20 protein-coding genes are annotated in these 25,030 nt (G+C 65.2%); 5 read left to right on the forward strand and 15 right to left on the reverse strand.

Translation table 11 applies throughout. From position 1 onward, the window contains the following. Window positions 1-334 (forward strand): SIS domain-containing protein (locus BWR60_RS22710; RefSeq protein WP_144445708.1); only part of this gene is annotated, 334 nt, incomplete at its 5' end. Window positions 335-377: 43 nt separating this feature from the next. Here the strand turns inward: BWR60_RS22710 and BWR60_RS22715 are convergent. The 8 genes from BWR60_RS22715 to BWR60_RS22750 form a co-directional block, all read right to left on the reverse strand. Beyond that, entirely contained in the window at window positions 378-1,664 is a 1,287-nt protein-coding gene (locus BWR60_RS22715; protein WP_088153310.1) for a polysaccharide biosynthesis/export family protein, read from the reverse strand. Window positions 1,665-1,676: 12 nt separating this feature from the next. Then, window positions 1,677-3,899, reverse strand: coding sequence for a GumC family protein (locus BWR60_RS22720; protein ID WP_179221900.1), 2,223 nt, complete (start codon window positions 3,897-3,899; stop codon window positions 1,677-1,679). A gap of 73 nt (window positions 3,900-3,972) precedes the next feature. Continuing rightward, window positions 3,973-4,800 carry a response regulator transcription factor gene (locus tag BWR60_RS22725; protein WP_218823630.1) on the reverse strand — a complete coding sequence of 276 codons (828 nt, stop codon included), beginning with the start codon at window positions 4,798-4,800 and terminating at the stop codon, window positions 3,973-3,975. A 486-nt stretch (window positions 4,801-5,286) separates the two neighbouring features. Continuing rightward, window positions 5,287-6,372 carry a UDP-glucose 4-epimerase GalE gene (galE, locus tag BWR60_RS22730; RefSeq protein WP_088153313.1) on the reverse strand — a complete coding sequence of 362 codons (1,086 nt, stop codon included), beginning with the start codon at window positions 6,370-6,372 and terminating at the stop codon, window positions 5,287-5,289. A gap of 66 nt (window positions 6,373-6,438) precedes the next feature. Next, window positions 6,439-7,200, reverse strand: coding sequence for a Crp/Fnr family transcriptional regulator (locus BWR60_RS22735; RefSeq protein ID WP_088153314.1), 762 nt, complete (start codon window positions 7,198-7,200; stop codon window positions 6,439-6,441). 392 nt (window positions 7,201-7,592) lie between these two features. Next, entirely contained in the window at window positions 7,593-8,633 is a 1,041-nt protein-coding gene (locus BWR60_RS22740) for a GDP-L-fucose synthase family protein (RefSeq protein WP_275542396.1), read from the reverse strand. After that, complete coding sequence (gene gmd, locus BWR60_RS22745) at window positions 8,617-9,687, reverse strand: GDP-mannose 4,6-dehydratase (protein WP_088153316.1); 1,071 nt, start codon at window positions 9,685-9,687, stop codon at window positions 8,617-8,619. Before gmd ends, BWR60_RS22740 begins: the two co-directional genes overlap by 17 nt. 181 nt (window positions 9,688-9,868) lie before the next feature. Next, entirely contained in the window at window positions 9,869-10,969 is a 1,101-nt protein-coding gene (locus tag BWR60_RS22750; protein WP_088153317.1) for a DegT/DnrJ/EryC1/StrS family aminotransferase, read from the reverse strand. Between the two features lie 639 nt (window positions 10,970-11,608). Here BWR60_RS22750 and BWR60_RS22755 point away from each other — a divergent pair. Genes BWR60_RS22755 through BWR60_RS22765 form a run of 3 tightly spaced genes read left to right on the forward strand, consistent with a single transcriptional unit; the run spans window position 11,609 to window position 15,376 of the window. Continuing rightward, window positions 11,609-12,883, forward strand: a complete 1,275-nt coding sequence (locus tag BWR60_RS22755) for a glycosyltransferase family 4 protein (protein WP_179221901.1) — start codon at window positions 11,609-11,611, stop codon at window positions 12,881-12,883. Then, window positions 12,880-14,124, forward strand: a complete 1,245-nt coding sequence (locus BWR60_RS22760; RefSeq protein WP_088153319.1) for a glycosyltransferase family 4 protein — start codon at window positions 12,880-12,882, stop codon at window positions 14,122-14,124. The genes BWR60_RS22755 and BWR60_RS22760 overlap by 4 nt, the downstream gene beginning before the upstream one ends. A 10-nt stretch (window positions 14,125-14,134) precedes the next feature. Then, a complete protein-coding gene (locus BWR60_RS22765) occupies window positions 14,135-15,376 on the forward strand; it encodes a glycosyltransferase (RefSeq protein ID WP_179221902.1) in 1,242 nt (413 codons plus the stop codon). A 74-nt stretch (window positions 15,377-15,450) separates the two neighbouring features. Here BWR60_RS22765 and BWR60_RS22770 read toward each other — a convergent pair whose 3' ends face one another. The 6 genes from BWR60_RS22770 to BWR60_RS22795 all read right to left on the reverse strand — a co-directional run bounded on the left by BWR60_RS22770 (window position 15,451) and on the right by BWR60_RS22795 (window position 21,476). After that, window positions 15,451-16,581: an NAD-dependent epimerase/dehydratase family protein gene (locus BWR60_RS22770; RefSeq protein WP_088153321.1), complete on the reverse strand. Its 1,131-nt coding sequence runs from the start codon at window positions 16,579-16,581 to the stop codon at window positions 15,451-15,453. A 70-nt stretch (window positions 16,582-16,651) separates the two neighbouring features. After that, window positions 16,652-17,245 (reverse strand): serine O-acetyltransferase, encoded by a 594-nt coding sequence (locus BWR60_RS22775; RefSeq protein WP_179221903.1) that lies wholly within the window; start codon window positions 17,243-17,245, stop codon window positions 16,652-16,654. A gap of 23 nt (window positions 17,246-17,268) precedes the next feature. Further along, window positions 17,269-17,880, reverse strand: coding sequence for a putative colanic acid biosynthesis acetyltransferase (locus BWR60_RS22780; protein WP_088153323.1), 612 nt, complete (start codon window positions 17,878-17,880; stop codon window positions 17,269-17,271). Continuing rightward, complete coding sequence (locus tag BWR60_RS22785) at window positions 17,877-19,154, reverse strand: hypothetical protein (protein WP_088153324.1); 1,278 nt, start codon at window positions 19,152-19,154, stop codon at window positions 17,877-17,879. Before BWR60_RS22785 ends, BWR60_RS22780 begins: the two co-directional genes overlap by 4 nt. Window positions 19,155-19,194: 40 nt before the next feature. Continuing rightward, window positions 19,195-20,391 (reverse strand): glycosyltransferase family 4 protein, encoded by a 1,197-nt coding sequence (locus tag BWR60_RS22790; RefSeq protein WP_088153325.1) that lies wholly within the window; start codon window positions 20,389-20,391, stop codon window positions 19,195-19,197. Next, window positions 20,388-21,476, reverse strand: coding sequence for an MraY family glycosyltransferase (locus BWR60_RS22795; protein WP_088153326.1), 1,089 nt, complete (start codon window positions 21,474-21,476; stop codon window positions 20,388-20,390). Before BWR60_RS22795 ends, BWR60_RS22790 begins: the two co-directional genes overlap by 4 nt. A 416-nt stretch (window positions 21,477-21,892) precedes the next feature. Between BWR60_RS22795 and BWR60_RS22800 the strand changes: the two genes are divergently transcribed. Then, the gene (locus tag BWR60_RS22800; RefSeq protein ID WP_179221904.1) at window positions 21,893-24,427 is read left to right on the forward strand and encodes a glycosyl hydrolase family 28-related protein; all 2,535 of its coding nucleotides are present in this window, start codon (window positions 21,893-21,895) and stop codon (window positions 24,425-24,427) included. 21 nt (window positions 24,428-24,448) lie between these two features. Here the strand turns inward: BWR60_RS22800 and BWR60_RS22805 are convergent, their stop codons facing one another. Further along, complete coding sequence (locus BWR60_RS22805) at window positions 24,449-24,991, reverse strand: YdcF family protein (RefSeq protein WP_088153328.1); 543 nt, start codon at window positions 24,989-24,991, stop codon at window positions 24,449-24,451. Between the last annotated feature and the right edge of the window lie 39 nt (window positions 24,992-25,030).

Consider the following 25,030-nt stretch of genomic DNA (forward strand, 5'->3'; position numbering starts at 1 on the left):
CGGCGAGATGAAGCACGGGCCGATCGCGCTGATCGACGACAAGGTGCCGGTGATCGTGCTGGCGCCGCGCGACGCGGTGTTCGACAAGACCGTGTCGAACGTCCAGGAGGTCATGGCCCGCGGCGGCAAGGTGATCTTCTTCTCCGACSSSGAGGGGATCGAGCGGCTGGGCCCGGGCCCGGCGGCGGCGATCGACCTGCCGGCGGCCGMCCCCTTCGTGGCGCCGATCCTCTACGCCGTGCCGGTGCAACTGCTGGCCTATCACACCGCCGTGGCCAAGGGCACCGAYGTCGACCAGCCCCGCAACCTGGCCAAGAGCGTGACGGTCGAATAGCGCTCCTTTACGGGTGACGCGCCGGCGGCGATCAGTTTGAGGGTCAATTGAGCGTCAGTTGCGGACCGCGCAGCTCGATCTTCTGGGTGGCCCGCAGGATGTCCCCCGGCCTGATCTCCGTCCTCTCATCGGCGGTGATCTCCTGGTACTGGCCATCCACCAGACGGGTGATGGCATAGGTCGTCGTCAAGGTGGCGACGGATTCGGAGGCGACCGTCGCCTGTCTCTTCATCTCCGCCAGCGTGGTGAGGAGGGAGGCCATCCTCTGGTCGCTGCGAGCGATCTCGAGATCCGCCTCGCGGATGCCGGTGGCGTCCTCATCGCTCTGCTTGCTCCGCAGCTCGACACGGCGCTGCTCGATGTCCAGCAGGTTCTGATGCGCCCGCGCGAGATAGGATTGCTGCTCCAGCATGTCGCGCTGGGCCACCGAATAGCTGCGCTGGGTCTCGCGCAGCCGCGTCAGCTGGGTGAGCTTCTGGTCGGCCAGGGTCTGCATCGCCTTCACGTCCTCGGCCAGCAGGGCGAGCTCGTCACCGTGCAGCTTGATGGCCTGTTCCAGCGTCGTGATCTCCTGCTCGTAGCTGGCACGCTGGGCCAGCATCGCTCGGTCCTGGCTCTCCATGGATTGCTTGCGGACGGTGAACAGATTCCGTTCGCTCTCCACGATCCGGTTCAGCGCGTCGACATCCTGAACATTGTCATGCGCCGGCAGGGCGAAGGAGAAATCCTCGGCCCCGTCCATCTCGGCCTTGAGCCGGGCGCGACGCACCTGGAGGGAGAAGCGCTGAAGCTGAGCGTCGGTATAGTCCTGCGCCGTCGAGATGAGCTGGAGCCGGCTGTTGTCCGTGGTCAGGGTCGGCTGCTTCAGCCCGCCTCCGACCGCGAGGAGCTCCAGCGCGATCATGCCTGGCCGATAGGGGTAGGGGCCCGGCTTCTCGATCTCTCCCAGGACGAACACCGGCGCGTACTCCTGGATCGACACGCTGACGGCCTTGCCCTCGGGGACGTGCTCCCCCAGCTCGGCCCCGATCCGCTTGGCGATCTCGCTGGTGCTGAGCCCGCCGACATCGACCTCGCCGAGAAGCGGATAGCCGATCATCCCGTCGGGGCCGACGCGGAACTGCCCCGTCAAGGTCGCCTGCCCGAAGACCGTGATCATCAGGGTGTCGCCAGGGCCGATGTGGTAGGCCCCGTCGCCCGCCATGGCCGGGGGGGCGCTCGCCATCCACAACAGCCCCGCGACCAGGGCGGGAAGAATGCGGCGCGTCCTGAGCGGGCCCGCGGCCTGCCGGGACCATGCCGGCATCAGCGTCTGGATTTTGATGGTCATGCTCCGTCCCCTCTAAGCTTCCTTCACGAGACCAATGCTCTTGCCGCGCAGGTCCGGCGGAGGCGGTTGATCGATCTCCGACGGCCACGCCGCGATGGGAAGGGAGCTGGCTTCGTAGCGTGTCTGCTGACCCGCCGGGACGTCGTTGAGGATCACGCCGGATACTGTGACCCCCCGGAAGGCGAGTTGCCGGACTGAGGTCGCGACATCGGCCCGGTTCGTCCGGCCCCAGCGCACGACCAGGATGGTGGCGTCGGCCAAGGCCCCCATCTGCGCCGCGTCGGCGGATGTCGAGGCCGGGGCAGTATCAAGAATGATGAAATCGTACCGCTTCCTCAGCTTCGACAGCGCTTCCCGCAAGCTGCCGCCGGCAAGGATGCAATCGAGGGATTCTCCGGACGGTGCCGGGGCGATGAAGTGGGCCTGTGACCGCGGGTCGATCTGGATTGCTTCGTCCAACGCCTCCATGCCGCCGACGGCCTCGGGCTCCCGCCGGGTCGTGGGGGATCCGAACTGGGCGGCGATCGCGGGCTTGCGCAAATCGGCGTCGACGACGAGAGTCCTGAGGCCTGCCCGGGCTGCCGAGCGCGCGAGCGAGACCGCCAGGCTGGTCTTGCCCTCGCCAGCATGCACCGAGGTGAACATGAGGACCTGAGCGCGCCGGGTCGCCGGCGCCAGCTGGAGGGTCGATCGGAGCGTCCGGATAGCCTCGCTGAAGGCGGATCGCGGCTGGTCCAGCACGAAGGCGGACACCGGCGTCGGTCGCCTCCCCTTCTGGATCCGGGGAACGAGATCGATCACGGGAACGCCGACCGCCTTTTCCAGATCCTCCGGCGACCGGACCCGGTCGTCGAGGTTCTCGCGCAGCAGCGCGAGGCCCAAACCGAAGCCGAGGCCGGCCAGCAGACCCAGCCCGGCATAGGGAATCACCTTCGGGCTCGCCGGCACGGATGGCGGCTCGGCCTCGGAGACCATGCGGGCCTCCCGGACGGCGTAGCCCTCCTGCTCGATCGTCTGCTTGTAGCGGTTGAGGTAGGTCTCGTAGATCGTGCGGTCGGCAGTCGCCTCGCGCTCGAGCTGGTTCAGCTGCACCCGGGCGTCGCTGGTGTTGGTCAGGTCGGCCTCGGCCTCCTGAAACGCGGCCTGCAACGCGCTTTCCTTGCGCCGGGCGACATCGAGCTCGTTGTCGAGGCTCTTGAGCACGCGCTGCACCTCGGTCGCGATCTGCTGCTTGAGCGACGTCAGCTGCGATTCGAGGGACGGCAGCTGGCTGCTCTTCACCGTGCCCGTGTCCTGCAGCTCGGACAGGCTGCGCTCGAGCTTCGCCTGTTCGGCCCGAAGCGCCTGGATCGTCGCCGACCCCAGGACCTGGGCAAAATTGTCCAGACCGCCCTCGCTTTGCGAGAGCGCCCTCGCGGTGTCGAGGCGGGCCTCGGCATCGGCGCGGCTGGAGCGGGCCTGGACGAGCTCGATGTTGAGCGCGTTGATCCGCTGCGTCTCGAGCGTCGTGCCGTCGGACTCGATGAGCCCGGCGTCGCGCCGGAAGCGCTCGGCCGCGGCCTCGGAGACCTCGAGCCGTTGCCGCAGGTCGTCGAGCTTCGCCCCGAGCCACTCGCTCGCCTGTCGCGTGGCCTCGGACTGGACCGAGGCCTGGTAGGACAGGTAGGCCTCGCCGAACGCGTTGGCGGCGACAGCGGCGAACTCCGGATCCTCGGCCGTGTAGGAGATGAAGATCGTGTAGGAACGACCGTCGTTGCTGACCTGGAGATTGTCGAGCAGGCGATCGATCACATCACGCTTCGGCGGCCCGTTCCCCGCATCGGATGGCGCCGCGGGCGGCTCCGGCGAGGCCGAGCCGGCGATCGCATCCCAGCCGTCGCCGATCCACCGCTCGATCCTCTGCCGGAAGGTTTCGGCCAGAGGCGGCGCGATGTCTGCGGGCGCGTATCCCTTGTGCTCGAGAATGCCGGCCACGCGCTCGGCCATCGTGCGGGATGCGATGACGTCGAGCTCGGTCCGCAGAACCGGACTGTCCTGAGGCAAGGGAGAGACCACCGCATCGGCCGGCAGGATCTGGACCCGACGGACATCGAGCGCGATGACGACCTCTGCGACATAGCGGGGCTTCGCCTGCAGGTAGAGAAAGCCCGCGATGGCCAGGGCGGCGGCCACCGGGATCCAGACCGCTCGCTTCCGTCTGCGCAGGATGCGCAGATAGTCCTGCAGGCTCCGCATATGATGCCCAGAGCCATTCATGATCTCAATCACGAGGTCACCATTCCGAATGACAAAATTAAAAGACCATTCATCAGGAAATGGATCGATCCGATCCTGTCCCCCTTGGCATCATATCGTTGATCTTATAGGCAACCTCGGTTCTGTTCTTGGCCTTGAGCTTCTTCATGATATTGCGGATATGAACCTTCACCGTGCTTTCGCAAAGATTGAGTTCATAGGCGATGATCTTGTTCGCCTTGCCTCGGCGCAGCGCGTCGGCCACTGCCGCCTGACGCGCCGTGAACAGGCCGTTCATCGCATTGCTCTGATGCGGCTTTTCTCCGGACAGATGCTGCTGGAAGGAGGCAAGGCTGCTTGCCGGAACGAATATTCCGCCCGCCCGTGCCAGGCGGACCGCCTCGATGGCGACGTCTAGCCCCACGCTGGTTGGAATGTAGCCGCGAGCCCCGTGTTCCAGGATCTTCATGACGTGAGCCATGTCTTCCACGTCACCGATGACGATCGTGGGAATCCCCGGGAAGTCCGATGCGAGGGATTTCACCGCATCCACCACATCCGGGTCGGCCGCGTTCCGCCATCCGATGTTGAACAGGATCGCCGACACCTGATCGTGTATGTCCGCGGTGTTCCGCCACCCACCTATGTCCGAGAAGGCAGATGCCTCAATGTTCGGGTTTCGAGATCTAAATCCCCGGATGAGACATTCCAGTTCAAGCTTCCTATAGTCGATCACCGCCAGATGCATATTAATGTTACTCTCGATAGACATTCTGTCTTCGGAGGTTCTGTATTTAAAATCTCCTGCATCAGGGAAGTCATATAGCTTTGAACTTGCCTCCGCCGTCCCGATGTAGTTCTTCGCAGCGCCATCGGCAGAAAATTGCAGACTGTGAGACATATTATTTCCCCATCAGTGGAAGGCCATCTCCGTTCATCAGAGCGACATTGCATGAATTTTTATGCAAATTGCTTTTATAGCCTCTGAGCAGTTCTTCCACCCCCCTCCGACTTCTCGAGAGAGAGAAGGCCAAACTGCCGAACGCCCCCGTTAACCCTGCATTTCGCTTTGGTATAAATTGGAGGATCCCCACCCGCGCCGAATACACCCGGATCGGGATCGTCGATAAGGATAATATCCGTTTCCGCCGCTTTGGGAATTAACCTAAATTAGGCGAGATGTACTCCTTTGGGGTCCATCCGCGCCAACATGTCTTCTCGAGATAGGACAGAGCTACGGCTACGGATGCTGCCAACCTGTCCATCGCGCCAATGGCTACGCGAACTGAGAATGGGCACATCCCTGCTTTGGGCATCCGTGCGCCCGCCCATCGGCCGATCGATGGCGGGTCCGACCCGAAGGGGTGGGGCCGGAACCCGGTTGAGCTTAATCCGCCGTCGGCGGCGCCCGAAGATCGACGACCGGCGGGCTTCCGGCACCCGGCGGAGACGTCAGGTAAGAGGATCCGAAGCCGTCCGGATGGCGGGAATGCCAGGCCCATGCCGTCCGGATGATCGTCTGCAGATCGCTGTGCAAGGGCTTCCAGCCCAGTTCACACCGCAGCTTCCCGGAATTCGCCACTAGGGCGGCCGGGTCCCCCATCCGTCGCGGCCGCGTGATCGTGGGGATGGGGCGGCCGGTTACCCGCTCGGCGGCCTCGACGACCTGACGAACGCTGTACCCCGCACCCGATCCGACATTGTATGCGAGTGCACCGGACGACCGGAGCGCGATCAAGGTCCTGACATGCGCATCGGCAAGGTCGAGGACATGGACGTAGTCCCGGACGCAGGTTCCGTCCCGCGTCGGATAGTCATTCCCGAAAATGTCGATGTGCGGCCGACGCCCCTGCGCCACCTGCAGAACCAGCGGGATGAGATGCGTCTCGGGGCGGTGATCTTCCCCGAGATCTCCGCCCGGCTTGGCGCCAGCAGCATTGAAATACCTCAAGATGGCCGTGCGGATCCCATGGCTGCACTCAGCCCAGAACAGGGCCCGCTCGCACATGCGCTTGGATTCGCCATAGGGATTGCCGGGCGAGACGGCCTGGTCCTCGTCGATGTCCAAGCCATCCCGGCTCTCGAATATGCTCGCGGTCGACGACAGGATGAAGCCGCGCGTGCCATGGTCGACCGCAGCTTGCAGGACATTGCAGAGGGTGCCGACATTGTCGCGCACATAGTCGATCGGGCGCTCGTTCGATTCACCCACCAGGGTCCTGGCGGCGAAATGCATGACCGCATCGTACCGGCGCTCCGCGAACACCTGATTGATCGCGTCGACATGCCGGAGGTCGGCGAGGACAAAGGACGCGGCAGCCGGGACGGCTGCGCGATGCCCGGTCGAGAGATCATCGACGACGGTCACCCGGAACCCCAGATCACAGAGCAGCCAGGCGACATGGCTGCCGACGAAGCCCGCCCCTCCTGTGACGAGGACATTCTCGACCGGCTCGATCGGGTGGCGCTTCATCAACGAACTCCCCGTTTGCAGGGACGCCGCAGGACATCCGACACGGCACCGGGCGCCCTTCCCATTTCAATTGCCGAAGATCTTGCGCGACGCATCTCGGTTTCGGCCGAGATAGGCGGCATCGAAGTGAGCGATATCGATGAGTCCTTGACGGTCAAGGAACTCGACCTTCGAGTTTCGGAAGACGACCAACTCGAGTTGGCGCAGGTGCCGCAGGACGCGATTGACATGGACGGGCGTCAACCCAAGCGCATTGGCAAGGTCGTGCTGGGTGAGCGGACAGAAGAACCCGGATGGGCTGCCCTGGCCGATGAATTCGAGCCGGATGGACAGTTCGAGAAGGAGGTGAGCCATGCGGCCCGCAGCGGATCTGCGTCCAAGCGCGACCAGGCGCTCCGCCGCGATCGAGCCCTGAAGGCTGGCGCTCCAGAGGATCGCTCCGCCCAGGCGCGGCCACTGCCTGGACATCCCGAGCAGAGTTCGCGGCGAGACCACCGCAGCATCTACCGATGTAATACTGGCGAAGCCAAGATTAGAACCTCCCAAAAAAATCTCTTGCAAACCAAATATATCCCCCGGCAATATGAAATCTATAATTTGCCTCAAGCCATTAGGCAAATCCCTGAAAGAATATCCCCAACCTTTATTTAAAATAAATATCGGACCAAATATTTCATAATCTTCTATCAACTCAACTCTCGCCACACACTTTACATCATTCGCCAGGATCTTTTTTAAGGCAACAATCTCAGACGCCGATGGCGTAATATATCTGCTGATTTTCGAGATAAATGCATCTTCATTTACAGACATTATTGTATTCACCATTGACTTTCGATTCTGTACCCACACTAAACGCCAATCAATGAGCACCCATCTTCATCAGATACTCGAAGACACTTTGGAAGATGTTATAAATACTTTCACCGGCCTGAGCGATTTCGTTTCGCCCGATGTTCCGAGGGGCAGGCTCTCACCGCAGTCGGAGGCCCCACCTCACCAACCTGCATTTCCAACCCCGGCCGAAGATCGAAGACAGCGACCATCGGTCTTCTCGAAACTGACATGGTGCCGCCTATCATCCGCTTCGGACCGGCCTGCCAAGCATCGCATCGAATTTGCGTTGTATTTATTATAAATTAGCGACGGCATTTGCCGACCTCTGTCAAGTCCTACTTAGCTGCTGAGCCCAAAAGGGATCATGAAGTAACCCAAACGGACTAGCCGAACGACAGGACGGATGACGCCGAGCCCGATGGCTCCGCCTCTACTTGACAACCTGCAGCGCCGGCGCCCTGACGTGTCTCCTCGAGCCACCAGCGATAGGTGCTCCGTATTCCGCTTTCCAGGTCCGTCCCGGCTCGCCAGCCAAGATGGGCGATGCGTCCGATGTCGAGCAGCTTCCGCGGCGTGCCGTCCGGCCGGCTGGCGTCGAAGGCGAACGTCCCCTCGTAACCGACCACCTTGGCGATGGTCAGGGCAAGGTCGGCGATGGAGATGTCGGATCCCGTCCCGATATTGATCGGCACGGGATCCTCGTGGTGTTGCATGGCGATGACGCAGGCGTCGGCGAGATCATCGACATGCAGGAACTCGCGGCGTGGCCGTCCCGACCCCCAGATCTCGACATTCGGCTGGCGCCGGACCTTCGCCTCATGGATCCGACGGATCAGCGCCGGCAGGACATGGGAGGTCTCCAGATCGAAATTGTCGCGGGGACCGTACAGGTTGGTCGGCATCGCTGAGATGAACCGACAGCCATATTGCCGAGCGTAACACTCTACCATCTTCACCCCGGCGATCTTGGCGATGGCATAGGGCTCGTTGGTCTTCTCGAGGGCGCCGGTGAGGAGTTGCTCCTCGCGGATCGGCTGGGCCGTATCCCGGGGATAGATGCAGCTGGACCCCAGATACAGCAGCTTTTCGATGCCGATGCGATGGGCCGCGTGGATCACGTTGGCACCAATCATCAGGTTCTCGTAGAGGAACTCCGCCGGGTATGTCGCATTGGCGACGATTCCGCCCACCCTGGCCGCCGCCGCGAAGATGATCTCCGGCCGTTCCCGCCGCATCCAGGCCTCCGTGGCTGCCTGGTCGGTCAGGTCGACCTCCGTCCGGTCGACGAAGAGCAGGACGCAGCCCTCCCGCGCCAGACGGCGGACCAGGGCCGATCCCACCATGCCCCGGTGGCCACTGACCCAGACGCGCTTGCCGCGCAGATCAAAGGGCTGTCGCTTGATGTCGTCATTCATAGCGGTCATTGCGTCCGGCCTCGCGCATCACGGCCACCAGATCCGAATTCACCATCTCGGCGACCAGGTCGGGGAAGGAGGTGGTGTGAAGCCAGCCGAGCTTCTCCCGGGCTTTCGCCGGATTGCCGAGCAGGAGGTCGACCTCGGTCGGCCGGAAGTAGCGCGGATCGATCTCGATCAAGGGCATACCGGTCCTGGCGTCCAGACCTTTCTCGTCGACGCCCGTTCCAGCCCATTCGATGTCCCGGCCCGCAACGCGGAAGGCGAGTTCGACGAACTCCCGCACGGTGTGGGTCTCCCCCGTGGCAAGCACGTAGTCGTCCGGCACGTCTTGTTGGACGATCCGCCACATCCCGTCGACATAGTCGCGCGCATGACCCCAGTCGCGCTGCGCATCCAGATTGCCGAGATACAGGCACCTCTGGAGGCCTCGCTCAATCGCCGCCACCGCACGGGTGATCTTGCGGGTGACGAAGGTCTCTCCCCGGATCGGGCTCTCATGATTGAACAGGATCCCGTTCGATGCGTGAAAGCCATACGCCTCACGATAGTTGATGGTCATCCAGTAGGCGTAGAGCTTGGCGATTGCGTAAGGGCTGCGGGGATAGAACGGCGTCCGCTCGTCCTGCGGAACCGCCTGGACCCGCCCGAACAACTCGGATGTCGACGCCTGGTAGAACCGGCACTGGTCGCCGAGCTTGAGGATCCGCAGCGCCTCCAGCAGCCGCATCGTGCCGAGGGCGTCGGCGTTGGAGGTGTATTCCGGCGTCTCGAAGCTGACCTGCACGTGGCTTTGCGCGCCAAGATTGTAGATCTCATCGGGCATCACATCCTGGATGATGCGGCAAAGGTTGGTGGAGTCGGTGAGATCACCGTAATGGACATGGAAGCGCACCGCCTCGCCGTGCGGATCCTGGTAGAGATGATCGATCCTCTGAGTATTGAAGGATGACGACCGCCGCTTGATTCCGTGAACGATGTAATTCTTGGAAAGAAGAAGTTCTGCCAGGTATGCGCCATCCTGACCAGTAACTCCGACAATCAAGGCCGTTTTCTCCGGCATCACGCGCTCCAAACACCATTACAAGTGGATAAGATTTTATTTACAATTCTATCTATAATTTAAAATTTTAGACGCCGATCGGCATCCTATACAAAAGGCGAAGACCTCTACCTATGCAGGGCATGGTCTCAACCTCCCATTGGGGGCTCCTCCTTCGGATTCCTATCCTGGCGACAACGCCTCATGATCGGCTGAGCTCGTTCACCGTCTGCGCGATCCGCTCGACCGCAGGGACGGACAGTTCGGGATAGATCGGCAACGACAGTGTTTGGGCCGACAGGGCCTCGGAGACGGGAAACCGCCCGGGCCCGTAGCCCAGCCCCGCATAGGCCGGCTGGAGATGGACAGGCAGCGGATAGTGGATGCTGGTGGCGATGCCGGCCTGCGCCAGGCGTGCGCGCACAAGATTCCGCTCGGCGATCCTGATGGCGTAGATCTGGTAAGCGTGCTCTCCACCGACGGGTAGCGCCTGCGCCTGGATAGGGGTGCCTGCGAACACCCGATCGTAGAATGCTGCCAGATGCCGCCGGGAGCGGATCCATCCGTCCAGATAGCGGAGCTTGACGCTCAGGGAGGCGGCCTGAATGGCGTCCATCCGGTAGTTGAAGCCGTGGCGGATGTGATTGTGCCTGCTGATCTGGCCCATGTCCCTCAGGCATCGGATCGTCTCGGCGAGGTCGGTCCGATCCGTGACGACCGCACCGCCGTCGCCGCCGCCCCACAGGTTCTTGCCGGGATAGAAGCTGAAGCATCCCATGTCGCCGAACGTGCCCGCGGCAGCACCGTTGCGCTCCGCCCCGTGCGCCTGCGACGCGTCCTCGATCACCCACAGGCGGTGACGCCGTGCGATCGGCAGGATCCGCTCCATGTCGGCGATGCGGCCATGCAGATGAACCGGCACGATCGCCTTGGTCGCCGGGGTCAGTACCGGCTCGATCGCCGCGGGGTCCATCGTCCAGGTCTGTGGATCAACGTCGACGAGGATCGGCTTGGCCCCGGCATAGAGAATGGCCGCGACCGTCGCGACGAAGGCGGCCGGAACCGTTATCACTTCGTCGCCCGGCCCGATGCCGGCCGCAAGGAGGGCCAGGTGCAGCGCCGAGATGCCGGCGTTGACGGCGATCGCCTCCCGCGCCCCGCAATAGGCGGCAAAGGCGTCCTCGAATTCAAAGATGACGGGATTCGCGGCATAGTCGCCGCTTCTGATGACCTCGAGCATCGCCCGCTCGAGCTCCGCCCCGATGCTGCGGTGCTGCGCCGCCAGATCCAGGAACGGAATCATGATCCTCTGGGGCTGCCGCCACGGCTGGCCGTGTTTTCGCGCTGATCCATGACAAGAGGCCATCCAAACTCGAGGAGAGGCGTAGGCGAAGAATTCTGATGCGTCAGAAGGCTTGGCTCCGCCCTTGCCGCCTCCAGGAAGCCGCAAAGCCTCAAGCCTCATTCGTTCATTATTATATTATGCATCCGGAAGTTCTGTATTGTCAGACCGAGATTTGGATTGGATCGGCCATTAACCGCGAAGTTGAAGTCAGCATAGCTCCCGCACAGACAGGGAGGAGGTTGACAAAGAGGGATAGGGTCGATCGCTAAAAGCGATCAGCCATCGAGGGCGGCTCATCCATCCGGATAGTCCTCTCGGCGGCGAATTCCGTACTCGTCGGCACACCCCTACGACAGTAGGAGGTTGAAGGCCCGTTTGGATCGGCCGCGGTACCGCCTTTGCCTCCCTTGTTGGGCCCGGCAGCGGCTCCTCACAATAACGTTCGAGGCAGCCTCCGGAATCGGCCCGATGCCCCTGCGAACAACGAGGGCCGCTCCTGCACCTTCTGAGATGGCACCGTCGCCGGCGTCTCGTCGACGACCTCGATCATTGTTCTGCGTTCGACGATTCACTCCACGATCCGCGAGCGACGGAGATATGAAGATCATTCTGGCAAACCGATATTTATATCCGGATGAATCGGCGACGAGCCGTATGACGTCCAGCTTGGCTTTCACGCTCGCCCGGAGGGGGTTTTCCGTCCATGGCCTGACCAGCAGGCAATTCCACAACAACCGGGACCGGCGTCTTTCGGGCCGCGAGGTGATGAACGGCGTCACCATTCACCGCATGCCGACGTCCGGCTTCGGCCGAGACCGGCTGTGGGGCCGGGCGCTCGACTACGTCACCTTCCATCTCAGCGCGATGCTATGGGTGCTCTGGAACGTGGAAGCGGGGGACGTCTGCGTGGTCTGCACCGACCCGCCGCTGCTGTCCGTGACCCTGGCCCTGCCCATCAGGCTGAAGCGGGCCCAGATGGTGAACTGGCTTCACGACCTGTTTCCCGAGGTCGCGCTGGAGCTGTCCGTCGTCAGGATGGGCTGGGCCGCCCGGCTGGCGCTGGCCGCGCGCGACTGGTCGCTTCGCGGGGCCTTGTGCAGCGTCGCCCCGATCGATCAGATGGCCCGCTATCTTGAGCGCCGCCGGATCCCGAAAGAGCGCCTCGCCGTTATCCACCACTGGTCGGACGGCGCCGCGATCCAGCCGATCCCTCGGAGCCGGAACCGGCTTCGTCGGGATTGGGGGCTGGGTGAAGCTTTTGTCGTCGGCTATTCCGGCAATTTCGGGCGGGCTCACGAGTTCGACACGATCCTGGGCGCCGCGGCACGGCTGAAGCACCGGGACGACATCCGCTTCCTGTTCATCGGCGGCGGGTACAAGCGGGCGGCCATCGAAGCCGAGATCCGGGCGCAACGGCTCGCCAATATCATCCTGAAGCCGCTGCAGCCGCGCGAGCTCCTGGCGGAAAGTCTCGGCGTCGCCGACGCCCATCTGGTGTCGCTCCTGCCCCCGCTCGAGCCCTTCGTCATCCCGAGCAAGTTCTATGGCATCCTGGCCGCCGGCCGACCGACCCTCTTCATCGGCGATCCGGAGGGCGAGATCGGGGGCATCCTGGAGCGGCACGACTGCGGTCATGCGGTCGCCATCGGCGACAGCGAGGCACTCGCCGGCCATATCCTGGACATGCGGGAATCGCCCGGGCGGCTCGACCGGCTGTCGGCCAATGCCCGACGGCTGTTCGAGATCGGCTACACCGAAGATCGCGGATGCTCAGCCTGGACCAAGCTCCTGTCGCGGTTCGGGCCGTCGGCCGCGGACAGCGCAGTGCTCCCGCAGGCCGAGGCTCCCGCCGACGAAAGGAGCCGGCCGTGAAGGAACGGGTGGTCGTCAGCCAGCTCGGCGCCCGCATGGACTATGCGGTGCCACGTATCCTGAACGCCCATGGCGCGCTCGAGCATTTCTACACCGACATCTGCGCCATCAGGGGATGGCCCCGGCTCGCAGGACACGTCCCGCCGCGGTTCCTGCCCCAGGGGGTCCGACGGCTCGTCGGGCGAAAGCCGTCCGGCATTCCGCCGCAGCGGATGACCTGCTTCACCAACCTCGGCCTGTCCTATGCGCTGCGGCGCATGCGCGCCAACGGGGCGGCCGATGAGATGGAAGCGGCGCTGGATGCGGGGAGGCGCCTGTCCGAGCTTGTCGTCCGCCATGGCTTCGGCCAGGCCACCGGTTTCTACGGCTTCGTCCGCGAATGCCTGGAGCAGCTCCAGGCGGCCCGGTCCCGGGGCCTGTGGACGGCGGTCGAGCAGAATATCGCTGCGCGGGAGACCGTCGACCGCCTGGCATGGGAAGAGCAGGAGCGCTTCCCGGACTGGGAGACGCCCGCCACGCAAACGGCGTCTGCGGAGGCCTTCGGCACCCGCGAGAAGGCGGAGTGGGCCGAGGCGGACATGATCGTCTGCCCGTCCGAGTTCGTCCGGCAGACGGTGGCGGATAGCGATGGTCCGGTCCATCGCTGCATCGTTGTCCCCTATGGTGTCGACACGCGGTTCCAGATCCCGGTGCGCAATCGGCAGCAAGGCCCGCTGCGGGTCCTGACCATAGGCGCGGTGGGTCTTCGCAAAGGGTCGCCCTATATCTTGGAGGCGGCCAGGCGGATGCGGGGACAAGCCGTCTTCCGCATGGTCGGATCCGGGACAGCCCCGGCGACGGCCCGCGCCGGCCTGGACGGGGTCGTCGAATTCACCGGCCCCATCCCGCGGCTGGAGATCATCGCCCAATATGCCTGGGCCGACGTCTTCCTGCTGCCGTCGCTGTGTGAGGGATCGGCCACGGTGATCTATGAGGCGCTGGCGGCCGGCCTGCCTGTCGTCACCACCCTCAATTCCGGCAGCGTCGTCCGCGACGGTATCGATGGGTTCATCGTCCCTATTCGCGACGCTGAGGCCATCATGCATGCCCTCCAGCTGTTCCACGACGACCGCGCCCGGCTTTTCGAGATGTCGCACAACGCCCGGTTCCGGGCTCGGGACTTCGACTTGCCGTCATATGGTCGGCGCCTCTGCGAGGCTCTTGATCAAGCCCGCGCTGCAGCGACCACCCGCGCTCTCTAGAAGGCTTGCCATGCTCCAGCAATATGTCCAGCCCCTGCCCGTTCGATCCGCCACCATTCAGCCCGACCAGTCCCCGCGCCGGATCAAGATCGCCCATCTGATGCCGACGGTCTGCCTGTCCGATGGCGGCCCACCCACAGCCCTCAGGCTGCTGTGCGAGGCCACGCGGCGGTCGCAGGCCATCTCGCTCGAGGTGTTCGCACTCGAGCGCGACGCCAGCTCCGATCGACAGGGTTGGGGAGACGTTCCGATCCATCTTTCGCCTGTCCGGGGTCCCCGCAGCTTCGGTTATTCCCGGAGCCTGCAGGCCGCGCTGTACGAGAGCGAGGCGGATCTGCTGCATGTTCACGGGCTGTGGATGTACACATCCATCGTGGCGATGCGATGGGCCGCGCACACCCGCAAACCCTACCTGGTCAGCCCGCACGGCATGCTTGATCCCTGGGCTCTGGCAAACCGCAGCTGGAAGAAGCGGATCGCGATGCGCATGTACGAGGACACGCATCTGCGAGGGGCGTCATGCCTGCACGCGCTGTGTGAATCGGAAGCTCGGTCGATCCGGGCCCTGGGGCTTACCGCACCCATCTGCCGCGTTCCGAACGGCGCCGTGCTGCCTGACGGAATGCTGCCCCGAGCTGAATGGAGGACGCGCCTACCCGCGGATGCGCGTATCTTGTTGTATCTTGGCCGGCTGACGCCCAAAAAGGGGCCGGCCCCACTCATCCGGGCCTGGGCCACTCTCGAACCCGCAGCTCGGTCGGAATCGCCCTGGCATCTCGTCTTCGTCGGCCCCGGCTCCGAAGCCTATTGCGCGGAGCTCCAGGGACTGGCTTCGGCCCTCGGAGTCGGCGAGTCGGTCCATTTCGTCGGCCCGCTCTATGGGGGGGACAAGGTGGCGACCCTTACCTCGGCCGATGCCTTCATCCTGCCGTCCTTCAGCGAAGGCATGCCGAACGCCGCGCTGGAGGCCTGGGCTCACGGCCTGCCGTCGCTCCTCACCCCACAGTGCAACCTGCCGGAAGGCTTCGAGCACGGGGCTGCGCTCTCCATCGATCCGAACGAGCCGGCGATCGCGAATGGGCTCCGGCGGCTGATGGCCATGACCGACGACGAACGCAAGGCGATGGGGGCGCGCGGACGGGCCCTGGTCGCGAACCACTTCTCCTGGCCGGTGGTCGCATCACAGTTCGAGGATGTCTATCGCTGGCTGCTCGGCTATCAGGCGCAGCCGGAGATCGTCGACGCCGGCTGACCTGTCCGGGCCTCCGCGGATGGCAAGGTGTGCGCCGCCGGGCGCACGCCGGCGTCGCCGGCGGACACCGGCCCTCAGGCCGCGTCGATATCGACCGCGGCCGCAACTGATGTCGAGACCGGTACCTTGGGTTTGCGAGGAGACCTCCCGGCCGGCCGGTGACGGCGGGCCTTCGCGCTCCGTGGCACCGCTTCCTGCCCCCTGTGATACTCCCGGAACCAGTCGATGAAGGCGCGGACGCCGACATCCACCCGGGTCTGCGGAACGTAGCCGGTCAGCGCCTCGAGCAGATCAGGCGCAGCGAAGGTCCTGGGCACGTCCCCCGGCTGCATCGGCAGCATGCGCCGGACCAGCCGGCGCCCAAGATGACGCTCGATCGTGTCGATGAAGGGCAGCAGCCCAACCGGAGCCCCGCCACCGATATTGACGATTCGGAACGGCGCGACCGTGGAGAGGCTGTCCCTGCCTCCCTCGAAGACCACGGGTCTTCCCTTTACCGGCACCACGTCGGCGAGGCGGACCATGGCTTGGACGAGATCGTCGATATAGGTGAAATCCCGCTCAATCCGGCCCTCGCCATAGACGTCGATCGCCTCTCCCTTCATGGCCGCCGAGACGAACTTGAACAGCGCCATGTCCGGCCGCCCCCAGGGTCCGTAGACCGTGAAGAAGCGGACGACGGTGGTCGGAATGTCATGGAGGTGCGAATAGGCATGCGCCATGGCCTCCCCCGCCTTCTTGGAGGCGGCATAGAGCGTCATCGGCTCGTCGGTGGCATCGGCCTCGGTGAACGGGATCTTCGCGTTCGCGCCGTAGACCGAGCTGGTGGAGGCCACGATCAGATGCCGGATCTCGAGTTCCCGGACCACTTCCAGCAGGTTGAAGGAGCCGATGAGGTTGGCATCAACATACGCCCGCGGATTCTCGAGGCTATAGCGGACACCGGCCTGCGCCGCCAGGTGGACAACGACATCCGGTTCGGCCTCGAGAACCGCCTGCCGGAGCCGGCCGAAATCCTCGAGCAGGCCGATCACGGGCTGGAACCGTGGGCTCTCTGCCAGGAGAGCGTGGCGCCGCTCCTTCAGGTCCACGTCATAGTAGGGGGTCATCCCGTCATAGCCGAAGACGAAAGCGCCCCCGGCGAGCAACAGGCGGGCCAGGTGGAAGCCGATGAAGCCCGCCGTGCCGGTTATGAAATACCGCATTCAGGACACCCTTGCTTTGACGGACGCGCCTTGGGGTCGGCAGATGACGGCAGCGGCGCGAGCCAAGCCATCATGCCGCCCCGCCTCGACTCTTCATGGCCCCTGCCCCCCGGAGCACCGCTCCATCGCGGGAAAGGACAGGGCCGCATGGCAGGACGCGCGCCGGGTTGCCTGCGGCGACGCATCCGGCCGGGATGTCGGACCGCACCAGCGACAGGGCCCCGATCAACGCGCCACGGCCGATCGTGACGTCGCCGATGACGACCGCGTTGGCGCAGATTACGACCTGGTCCTCGATGACCGGATACAAGCTGCCATTGGGCTTTCCGGCCCCGAGAGTGACGTTCTGGTAAAGGACAACGCGGCTCCCGACCCGGACACCGTGTCCGATCACAATCCCGACGGCATGGGGCAGGCCGAGCCCCGCCCCGATCGTCGCGCCGGGCTCGATGTAGCAATGGGTCAGGAAGATGCTCAGCCGGTTCAGGATGGCTCCGGCCACGCCCCCCGCCCGCCCCTGCTTCGCCAGGCGGTGGCAGATGCGATGGTTCGCGATCGCGAAGAAGCCCGGATGGTAGAGATAGGCCAACACGCCGCGCAGCCGGCCCCTCCTGCCCGTGTTGGCCTCGAGATCGTCCGCCAGTGTCTGCCAGAGGTTCGGCACGGTGCCCTCGCCGACGGTTGTGTTCAGGATCCGGCGCGCGGCCGGGACGGGCCGCTGTGAGGCCGCTCCGGCGGCGCAAACTGCGTCCGGGATCGGATGAGGCGAATGGGGTTGCCGGCATGGATCGTCCAGGGATCGAGGTCCCGGAAGGCGACCCCCCGTGCCCCGAGCACAGCGCCTTCGCCGACAGTCACGCCGGGCCCGACGAACGCCTCGGCTGCCACCCAGGCCTGAGGGCTGACGGTGATCGGCCGCGCGCGCAGCGGGAACCGCGGATCGTCGACGTCATGCGTGCCGGTGCACAGGTGGGCGCCCTGCGACACCATGGCGAAGTCGCCGATCGTGATCGGGGCGACGTTGTAGCAGATCGCCCGCGGGGCGATGACGGCATGCCGTCCCACCGTGAGATGCGGCGGCCACCAGATCGACGTCTGACCGTAGACCCGCGCCGTCGGGTCGATCCGCGCCCCGAAGGCCAGTAGCACCAGGCGCCGCCATCTGTGGAACGGCCGCGGCGTCCAGGCGCCCAGAAGGCCCCAGCAGATCGACCAAGCGAAGCGTCGCAGCCGGTCGCTCAAGGCGAAGGTCGGCCCGCCGAGCAGCGGCTCCAGCCGCGACGTGTCGAGGCTTTTCATGATGCCCTCCCGATCGCGGCAACGGCCGCAGGCTCCACGGATGGCGCGCGGATTCGGGCATAGAGCAGGCACGGGATGAGGAATGCCGCCACATGGACCCATTCCGACACGACCCATTGGGTGTAGTGCGAGATCGAGTTCATCGCCGGCACCGCCAGCAGCATGTAGAACATCTGCGGCGCGGCGTATCCGGCCATGGCCGCGCCGTAGAGCCGGCTCATGAAATAGGCAAGAAGAAAGAACTTGATCCAGCCGAACCACCAGAACGACGCGAAGGCGTCGGTCATTCCAGTCTCGGACGTGCCGGTCGGCCGGTCGTAGGCGCGGTCGATCTGCTCCTCCTCCATCCCAACATACAGCGACTCTTTCAGCGCCGGGCCGACCAGCTGCTGCGGGACGTAGTTCCAGACCAGAGTGTCCCAATGGATCGTGCCGAAATCGAACGCCATGTTCCGTTCCATGGAGTTGATCCGCAGGATGGCGTTCCGCATCTCCGGGCCGCCCTTCGACAGCATCTGCTCGAACTTCTCGATCGGTGAGATCTCGGACAGGCTCGACAGGGTCGGGTTGTCGTTGGTCTTGCGGCTCATCTCGCGATAGTCATGCGTCGCGCTCGCCAGCACCGTGCCGACGACGATCCAGCTCAGGAACAGGATGTGCGGAATGGACCGGCGCCGCTGAAACCAGATCGCCATGGCGAACATCAGGACCAGCTGGGTCGTCTCGCTGCGCTTCCCGGTCATCACGATGCGATCGAGATAGAACGCCGTGTCGACCATGAGGATGACCAGCGCCGGCCAGGACGGCCGCACGAAGAAGCACAGCAGCGCGACGCAGAGGCCGTAGCGCAGCAGCTTGGAGAAGAAGAACAGCACCACGTTCCCGCCGGAGAACATGGTGTACACAGCTTCGTCGATCGGGATCTCGGCGAGCTTGCGATAGAAATAGGCGCCGACCGCCGACAGCACCGCCGCGACGATCAGCAGCCGCTTCTCGCTGAACCGCCACTGGAAGGCTCGCATTACCGGTCGGTTGGGCAGCCATCCCACCTGGCACATGGCGATGCACATGATCGTGAAGATGATGGCGTCCTGATAGGCCCCCGGTGGCAGGAACGGGTCGCCCGCCAAGCCAGGCAACTGCGGCAGGATGAAGGAGAACGTCATCGTCCCAGCCAGGAACGGGTATTCGTAGATCTTGCCGGGACGCGTCGCCGCGGCGAGCAGCATCCAGACCACGAGGGCGACGAGCAGCCAGGTGACGATCCAGTTCATGGCAGCGGCCGGGTCATCGCCGCGGATCGATCCGGCATCCTCACGCCTGGCGCTCCCGCAGCGTGCGGAGAGCGTTCTTCAGCGACGTCGGCAGGTAGGTCCTGATGCCCGGCCTCAGCCCCGGCGGCAGCCGCCAGCCAGCCAGGCCGAGCGGCGGGGCGACGACGGGCTGCGAGTACCGCAGGCCGTCGATCAGGTCGCGGTAGCGCTCTGCCATGAGGCCAACACCGAAATGGTCGCGCGCCTTGTGGCTCGCCCTGATGGACATCGCCGCCAGCGTGGATCTGTCTTCGGCAAGTCGGGCGATCGCCTGGGCCGCGGCACGCGTGTCACCGACGGGAAAGAGAAATCCATTCACACCATGCTCGACCGCCAGGTCGGTGGTGCCTTGGATACGGGAGGCGACCGGTACGCAACCGGCGGCCATGGCCTCGACCAGCGTCACCGGGAAGCCCTCGAAGCGCGAGGGCATCAGGAGCACGTCATGTTCTGCCAGGAGCTTCCCGACGACGCTGGGCGCCACGGCGCCACGGAACTGAACGCGGCTACCAAGATCCGCACACCGCGCTTTCAGCCGCCCGAGATCGGGCCCGTCACCGGCTACTGTCAGCGTGACGGAGGGAGGAAGGTCGCGGCAGATCCGTGGCAGCCAAAGAACGCCCTTGGCCTGTTCCTCGACCCGCCCGAGATAAAGCACGCGCAGACTTTTCGACGATCGCTCGGGCCGCGCTGACACCACCCCTGCGATATCGATTCCAATCGGGATGGTGACCGTGCGGTCGCGATCGAAGCCGTACCGGCGCACAAGATCGGCTTGGATCCGAGGTGCGACCCCGACCGTCACATGGACATGATCGCGGATCGCTCGGGCTGCGGCATAAGTTCCCGGGGTGATGTTGACAACGATCGTGATCCGGAAGATGCGCGGATCGAGATATCGGACGGCGTTGGTCTGGACAGGGTCCGCAAGCACGGTCACGAACACGCCGTCGAAGCCCTCTTCGATCGCCGCCACCATGGCCCGTGTGCGCGCGGTGTCATCGTCGTCGGGCCGGCCGACTGTGTTGCCGTTCTGCCGTTCCGTGCGGAACATCGGGTTGTCCGCCGCAGCATGGGCATTCGGACCGCAACCCAGCCAGCGAAGTTCGATACCGGCGCCGGCGAGACCGGCGCGAAGGTGGCGGAACAGCGAATAGGTCCCACCGATCTGGGGATAGCCGAAATAGGCGAGCTTCATCCCAGGCGCTCCTGCGTTGGGGTCGTCGACCGGAGCAGGCGCGCCCGCCGGACCGACATCCAGACGACGAGGGAATGAACGGCGACCGGAAGCAGCAGGCCGACAGTCAGCAACTGATCGGAGATCGCGAAAACGGTGCCGATATAGGCGACCGCGCCGAACAGGATGGACAGGCCGACGATCAAGCCGGTCGTGGCGGCATGGGTGAGGCCCCGATCGAGGATCAGATGGTGCAGGTGCCAGCGATCCGGGGAGAACGGGCTGCGTCCGGAATGCAGCCGGCGGATCATCAGGCTGAGCGTGTCGACCACCGGGATGATGCAGACCCAGAGGAGCACGGGGAACGGCACGGTCGGCTGTGCCCCCGAGGACAGGTCGATGATGAAATAGGCGATCGCGGCGCCCAGCATGGTGCTGCCGGCGTCGCCCATGAACACCAGGGCGCGCGGCCGCCAGCGATGCCGCATGTTGAAGACCAGGAAGCCAAGGACCACGGCCAGCAGCAGAAACAGCTGCGTGATCTGATTGCCGCGCCCGAGGAAGGAGGCCATCAGCGCCAGCCAGAACAGCGCGGAGGCGGCGGCTCCGCCGGCGAGCCCGTCCAGCCCGTCGATCATATTGAAGGCATTGGTCAGCCCGACCACGAACAGGACGGTGATGCAAAAGACGAGCACCGAAAGGATCGGATCGGCGTTGACCGTCTGGGCGTCTAGGAAGGCGCTGCCGAAATTGCCGATCATGTGGCCACCGAGAGCGATCATGGCGATCGCCGCAATCGACTGGGCAATCAGCCGCAAGAGCGGGCGCAGGTTCAGGCGGTCGTCGAGAGCGCCGACGGCAACAAGGATCGCGAGCGCACCGATGAAGGACCAGGGGGCCCGCAGCGGCGGGGCCAGCACGCAACTCCCGATGACGTAGGCGGCGAACATCGCCAGGCCGCCGCAGACCGGGATCACGCCCTCATGCGCCTTGCGTGCGGTCGGATGATCGACCATCCCCAGCCTCGGAGCGATCCGCTGCATCCAGACGACCAGAACCACCGCGAGAAGAAACCCGTTCAACAAATGGGCGGCTAAAGTCGGCATCGCGCCCTCTCCATGAAATCGCGCTGTTCGCTTGGGCGGCGCACAAAGGCCGGATGAAAAGGCAACCCTCAGGGTCGCCCCCCGCAGACTCTATGCAGCGGCCCCTGCCCCGTTCGATCTGGACAAAGTGGGGGGGCGCTCTATCCGGAAGGCCAATCCGGATGCTTCGGAGGTAGTCTTTGGATGCAGGCGTAGGCGAGGCCCCTCGACCGGTAGGGCGAGTTCGTCCCATAGCCGCGTCACACCCGCCGCGAAGCTTCGTCTTCCGCAGGAAGCCAGTCCATTCAAAGGACAACTGGCAGAGGTCGGCGGTATGGCTACCGTAGACGGCCCCGGGCGGAAGCGATGCGTCGTCCGCCGACCAATCGAAATGCGCCGGCTTGACCGAAGGGCTGATGACGATGCGGACACGCTTGATGAGATCCGCCGGCGGCGCACTGGCCCGCCGGGCCGGCAACGCATGGGTTCATCTGATCCAGCTCTGGCTCCTGACGACCCTCCTGGCCGTCGCCTGGGCCGGAGCCGGCTTCGCTCCCGCAGAAAGCCAGGCTCCCGCCCCTGCCGCACCGGCGGATTTCAGCTTCCCCGTCCCCGATCCGGAACCAGCCCTGCCCGCCGGGTTCGATGCCTTCGAGCCGCCGCTGCTCGCCTTGTCGCGGGATGCGCCCGCCATCGCCGAGGCCTCCAAGACGGCGGGGCCGGACGAGACGATGGTGCTGAGCGGGGTCGGGCTGCGGGCCAATGCCAGGATTCGCGTGTTCTCACAGGCCGGCAGGACCGGGCCGGCCCTGACCGCCGGCATTCCGCCGGCGGCGGCCGATGGGCTGGCCGCGGCGTTCCTGCTGCCGGACGACCTGCCCCCGTGGTCGATGTATCTCGTCTGGCCCGCGGACGCGAAGGGCATTGGAGCGCCCGTGGCCCTCAACCGCACCGACGCATGGTGGGCCGGCCCGCAGCCGGCACAGCCGGGCGGAACCGCATCGCTCTATGGCCGCAATCTCAGCCGCGGCAACGGGACGGCCGAGGGTTCGATCTACCTGAAGGCGCACGGCCGCTCCGCCGGCCGCTGGCTCCAGGTCACGGCCGTCAGCCCGTACCGGATCGATTTCGCGCTGCCCCCGGACCTGCCGGACGGCGACTACGAGGTCTGGGCGCATAATGGCCATGGCGGCCGGTTCGGCTGGAGCGGCCCCGTCGCTCTCGCCCTCGCGCCCTCGCCCTGGGCGGGCCAGGCGGCCCGCGTCTTCGACGTACGGGATCATGGGGCGAAAGGCGACGGCCTGACCGACGACGCGGCGAGCATCCAGGTCACACTGGACCTGGCGCGCGCCCAGGCCCCTGCGACGGTCCGGTTCCCGGCCGGCATCTATATGATCGGGCGCAGCCTCGTGCCGCCGAACGGGGTCGCCTGGGTCGGCGACGGGCGCGGCCGGTCCATCATCCGTGCCGTTCCGGTTCCGTCCGACACGACATCGGATCCGGGGACGGATGCACTGCTCTATGCCGAGGGGGACAAGGCCGGCAACAATGTTGCGATCTCCGATCTCGACCTGGAGCTGCCCGAGCGCCACGGCGACCCCGACTTCGCAGCGGTCTATCTCCGCTTCGTCACCCATCTGCGGCTCGACCGCGTCAGCATCCGCGCCGCATCCTCCGGCTACTTCAACGTCGACGGGTCGCAGGACGTGCGTGTGGCGGAGTCCGACTTCGTCGGCAGCCGCGGCACCCTGGGCACAGCCCGGCAGGTGTTCATCGAGAACAGCCGGTTCCGTCTCACCTACCGGGCGCGAGCCGCCATCCTGGCCCGCGGCGGGCAGGAGATCTCGATCACCAGCAACCACGCCGAGGACCTGGATTCCTCGCGTCCGGAGGGGAGCGCCGAGGGGCGCTTCTTCGTCTCCCAGGGCCACAATCGCGGGACACGGGACATCTTCATCGCGGAGAACACCACCACGAACATGGCCCCGCCCACGCCCGAGTGGACGGATTTCGATCCGAACACCGGCGAGCAGATCCTGTTCGAGCAGTTCGGCACGGCGGGGTTCGGCTCCGTTCTTTCGGCAGGCCCGGACACCGTGACGCTGGCGCCGAACGGCACCGGTCCCGACACGGCAACCGCGGCACCCGATGGTATCGCCACCCAGGAGGACGGCATCGCGGTGGGCAACGACGTGATGGTCGTGGCAGGCCGGGGCACCGGCCAGGTCCGGCGCATTATCGGCTATGACAAGCCGGGGCGGGTGCTGCGCCTCGACCGGCCCTGGATGCTGGTCCCGGATGCCGGCAGCACGCTGGTGGTGGCCAATGCCGCCGTGCGTGCTGTCGTCTATCGCAACAGGCTGGACGGAAAGTCCTTCTATGCCACCGAGAACACGGCCTCTTGCGGGGTCCAGTTCTACGGCAACTCGGCGGACATCGTGGTCGACGGCAACGTCATGACCCGCATGCGCGGCGGCGTCGAGCTCTGGGCCCTCGGCCACGGGGCGCTGAACCCTGTCTTCTTCAACCTGGTGGTGAACAACGAGATCGATGATTCCTATGACGGCCTCGTCGCCTACACCAAGTACCTGAAGACAGAGAAGGAGGGCGCGGTCGGCCATCTCGGCAACGTCTTCCGGAACAACCACGGCGACCGGCTGGCCCATGCCGGCGTCAATGTCGTGACCTGGCAGGGCTACGAGGCCGGCGCCTACGCCATGGAGGTGTTCGAGCGCAACCGCTTCGCCGACGCCTATGGCGGGGTGATGGTGGAGACTGATCCGCAGGCGAAGGACATCGCCCCCGACCAGCCGACGCCGATCGCCGCAATGATCTTTCACGACAACGACTTTGCCCGGGGGTCGGCCCCCTATACGGGGTCGCGCGGCAGGGTCTGGCCGGGAACGGCGACCGTGATCGACACCGGCAACACCTTCAAGGGCTTCGAGGTCGAGGCGGTCACCCGCCGCTGATCCGGACCACGCTGAGCTTCTTCAGAACGCCACCACGCCGTACCGGGCGGCGTACCAGCCGATCTTGACGTATTCGGCCAGGACCGAGAGACCGTGGTGGTTGCTGAGCATCTTGCGGTAGGATTCGCCGCGCTCGACCGGCACCGACATCCACTCCATCTGCGGCACGACCTGCCGGAAGCAGGCCAGCGCCCGGCGGGTGTGAAACCAGCTGGTGACCAGGATGGCGCGCCGCGCACCCATCGCCGCCAGCAGCGGCGCCGAAAACACCGCGTTCTCCCAGGTGCTGCGCGATGAGCATTCCGTCTGAATCACGTCGCCCGGCACGCCCTCGCCCATCATGTAGCGCCGGATGTCCTCGCAATCACCGAAGCCGGTGACGAGGACCTTCGGCGCCACCCCTTGCCGGTAGAGACCGGCCGCCTGCCACGCCCGGGCCGGCCCATCGCCGCCGAGCACGACGATGACGTCGGCCGGCTCGACCGCGGTCCGGACCACGAGCAGCGGCTCCGAAGCCTTGAAGGCCGCAGCCACGGCGCCGCCGCTGACGAGCGCGGCCAGCATGAGCGCCACGAGGAGACGGCGGCCCCTTCTGAATCGGGA

The organism is Inquilinus limosus, from assembly GCF_002195995.1.
Taxonomy (GTDB): domain Bacteria; phylum Pseudomonadota; class Alphaproteobacteria; order DSM-16000; family Inquilinaceae; genus Inquilinus; species Inquilinus limosus_C.

Coding starts and splice junctions, on each gene's coding strand:
- BWR60_RS22715 (WP_088153310.1), bottom strand. CDS start 1,664: ATGACCATCAAAATCCAGACGCTGATGCCGGCATGGTCCCGGCAGGCC.
- BWR60_RS22720 (WP_179221900.1), bottom strand. CDS start 3,899: ATGCGGAGCCTGCAGGACTATCTGCGCATCCTGCGCAGACGGAAGCGA.
- BWR60_RS22725 (WP_218823630.1), bottom strand. CDS start 4,800: ATGTCTCACAGTCTGCAATTTTCTGCCGATGGCGCTGCGAAGAACTAC.
- galE (WP_088153313.1), bottom strand. CDS start 6,372: ATGAAGCGCCACCCGATCGAGCCGGTCGAGAATGTCCTCGTCACAGGA.
- BWR60_RS22735 (WP_088153314.1), bottom strand. CDS start 7,200: ATGGTGAATACAATAATGTCTGTAAATGAAGATGCATTTATCTCGAAA.
- BWR60_RS22740 (WP_275542396.1), bottom strand. CDS start 8,633: ATGACCGCTATGAATGACGACATCAAGCGACAGCCCTTTGATCTGCGC.
- gmd (WP_088153316.1), bottom strand. CDS start 9,687: ATGCCGGAGAAAACGGCCTTGATTGTCGGAGTTACTGGTCAGGATGGC.
- BWR60_RS22750 (WP_088153317.1), bottom strand. CDS start 10,969: ATGATTCCGTTCCTGGATCTGGCGGCGCAGCACCGCAGCATCGGGGCG.
- BWR60_RS22755 (WP_179221901.1), top strand. CDS start 11,609: ATGAAGATCATTCTGGCAAACCGATATTTATATCCGGATGAATCGGCG.
- BWR60_RS22765 (WP_179221902.1), top strand. CDS start 14,135: ATGCTCCAGCAATATGTCCAGCCCCTGCCCGTTCGATCCGCCACCATT.
- BWR60_RS22770 (WP_088153321.1), bottom strand. CDS start 16,581: ATGCGGTATTTCATAACCGGCACGGCGGGCTTCATCGGCTTCCACCTG.
- BWR60_RS22780 (WP_088153323.1), bottom strand. CDS start 17,880: ATGAAAAGCCTCGACACGTCGCGGCTGGAGCCGCTGCTCGGCGGGCCG.
- BWR60_RS22785 (WP_088153324.1), bottom strand. CDS start 19,154: ATGAACTGGATCGTCACCTGGCTGCTCGTCGCCCTCGTGGTCTGGATG.
- BWR60_RS22790 (WP_088153325.1), bottom strand. CDS start 20,391: ATGAAGCTCGCCTATTTCGGCTATCCCCAGATCGGTGGGACCTATTCG.
- BWR60_RS22795 (WP_088153326.1), bottom strand. CDS start 21,476: ATGCCGACTTTAGCCGCCCATTTGTTGAACGGGTTTCTTCTCGCGGTG.
- BWR60_RS22800 (WP_179221904.1), top strand. CDS start 21,893: ATGAGATCCGCCGGCGGCGCACTGGCCCGCCGGGCCGGCAACGCATGG.
- BWR60_RS22805 (WP_088153328.1), bottom strand. CDS start 24,991: ATGCTGGCCGCGCTCGTCAGCGGCGGCGCCGTGGCTGCGGCCTTCAAG.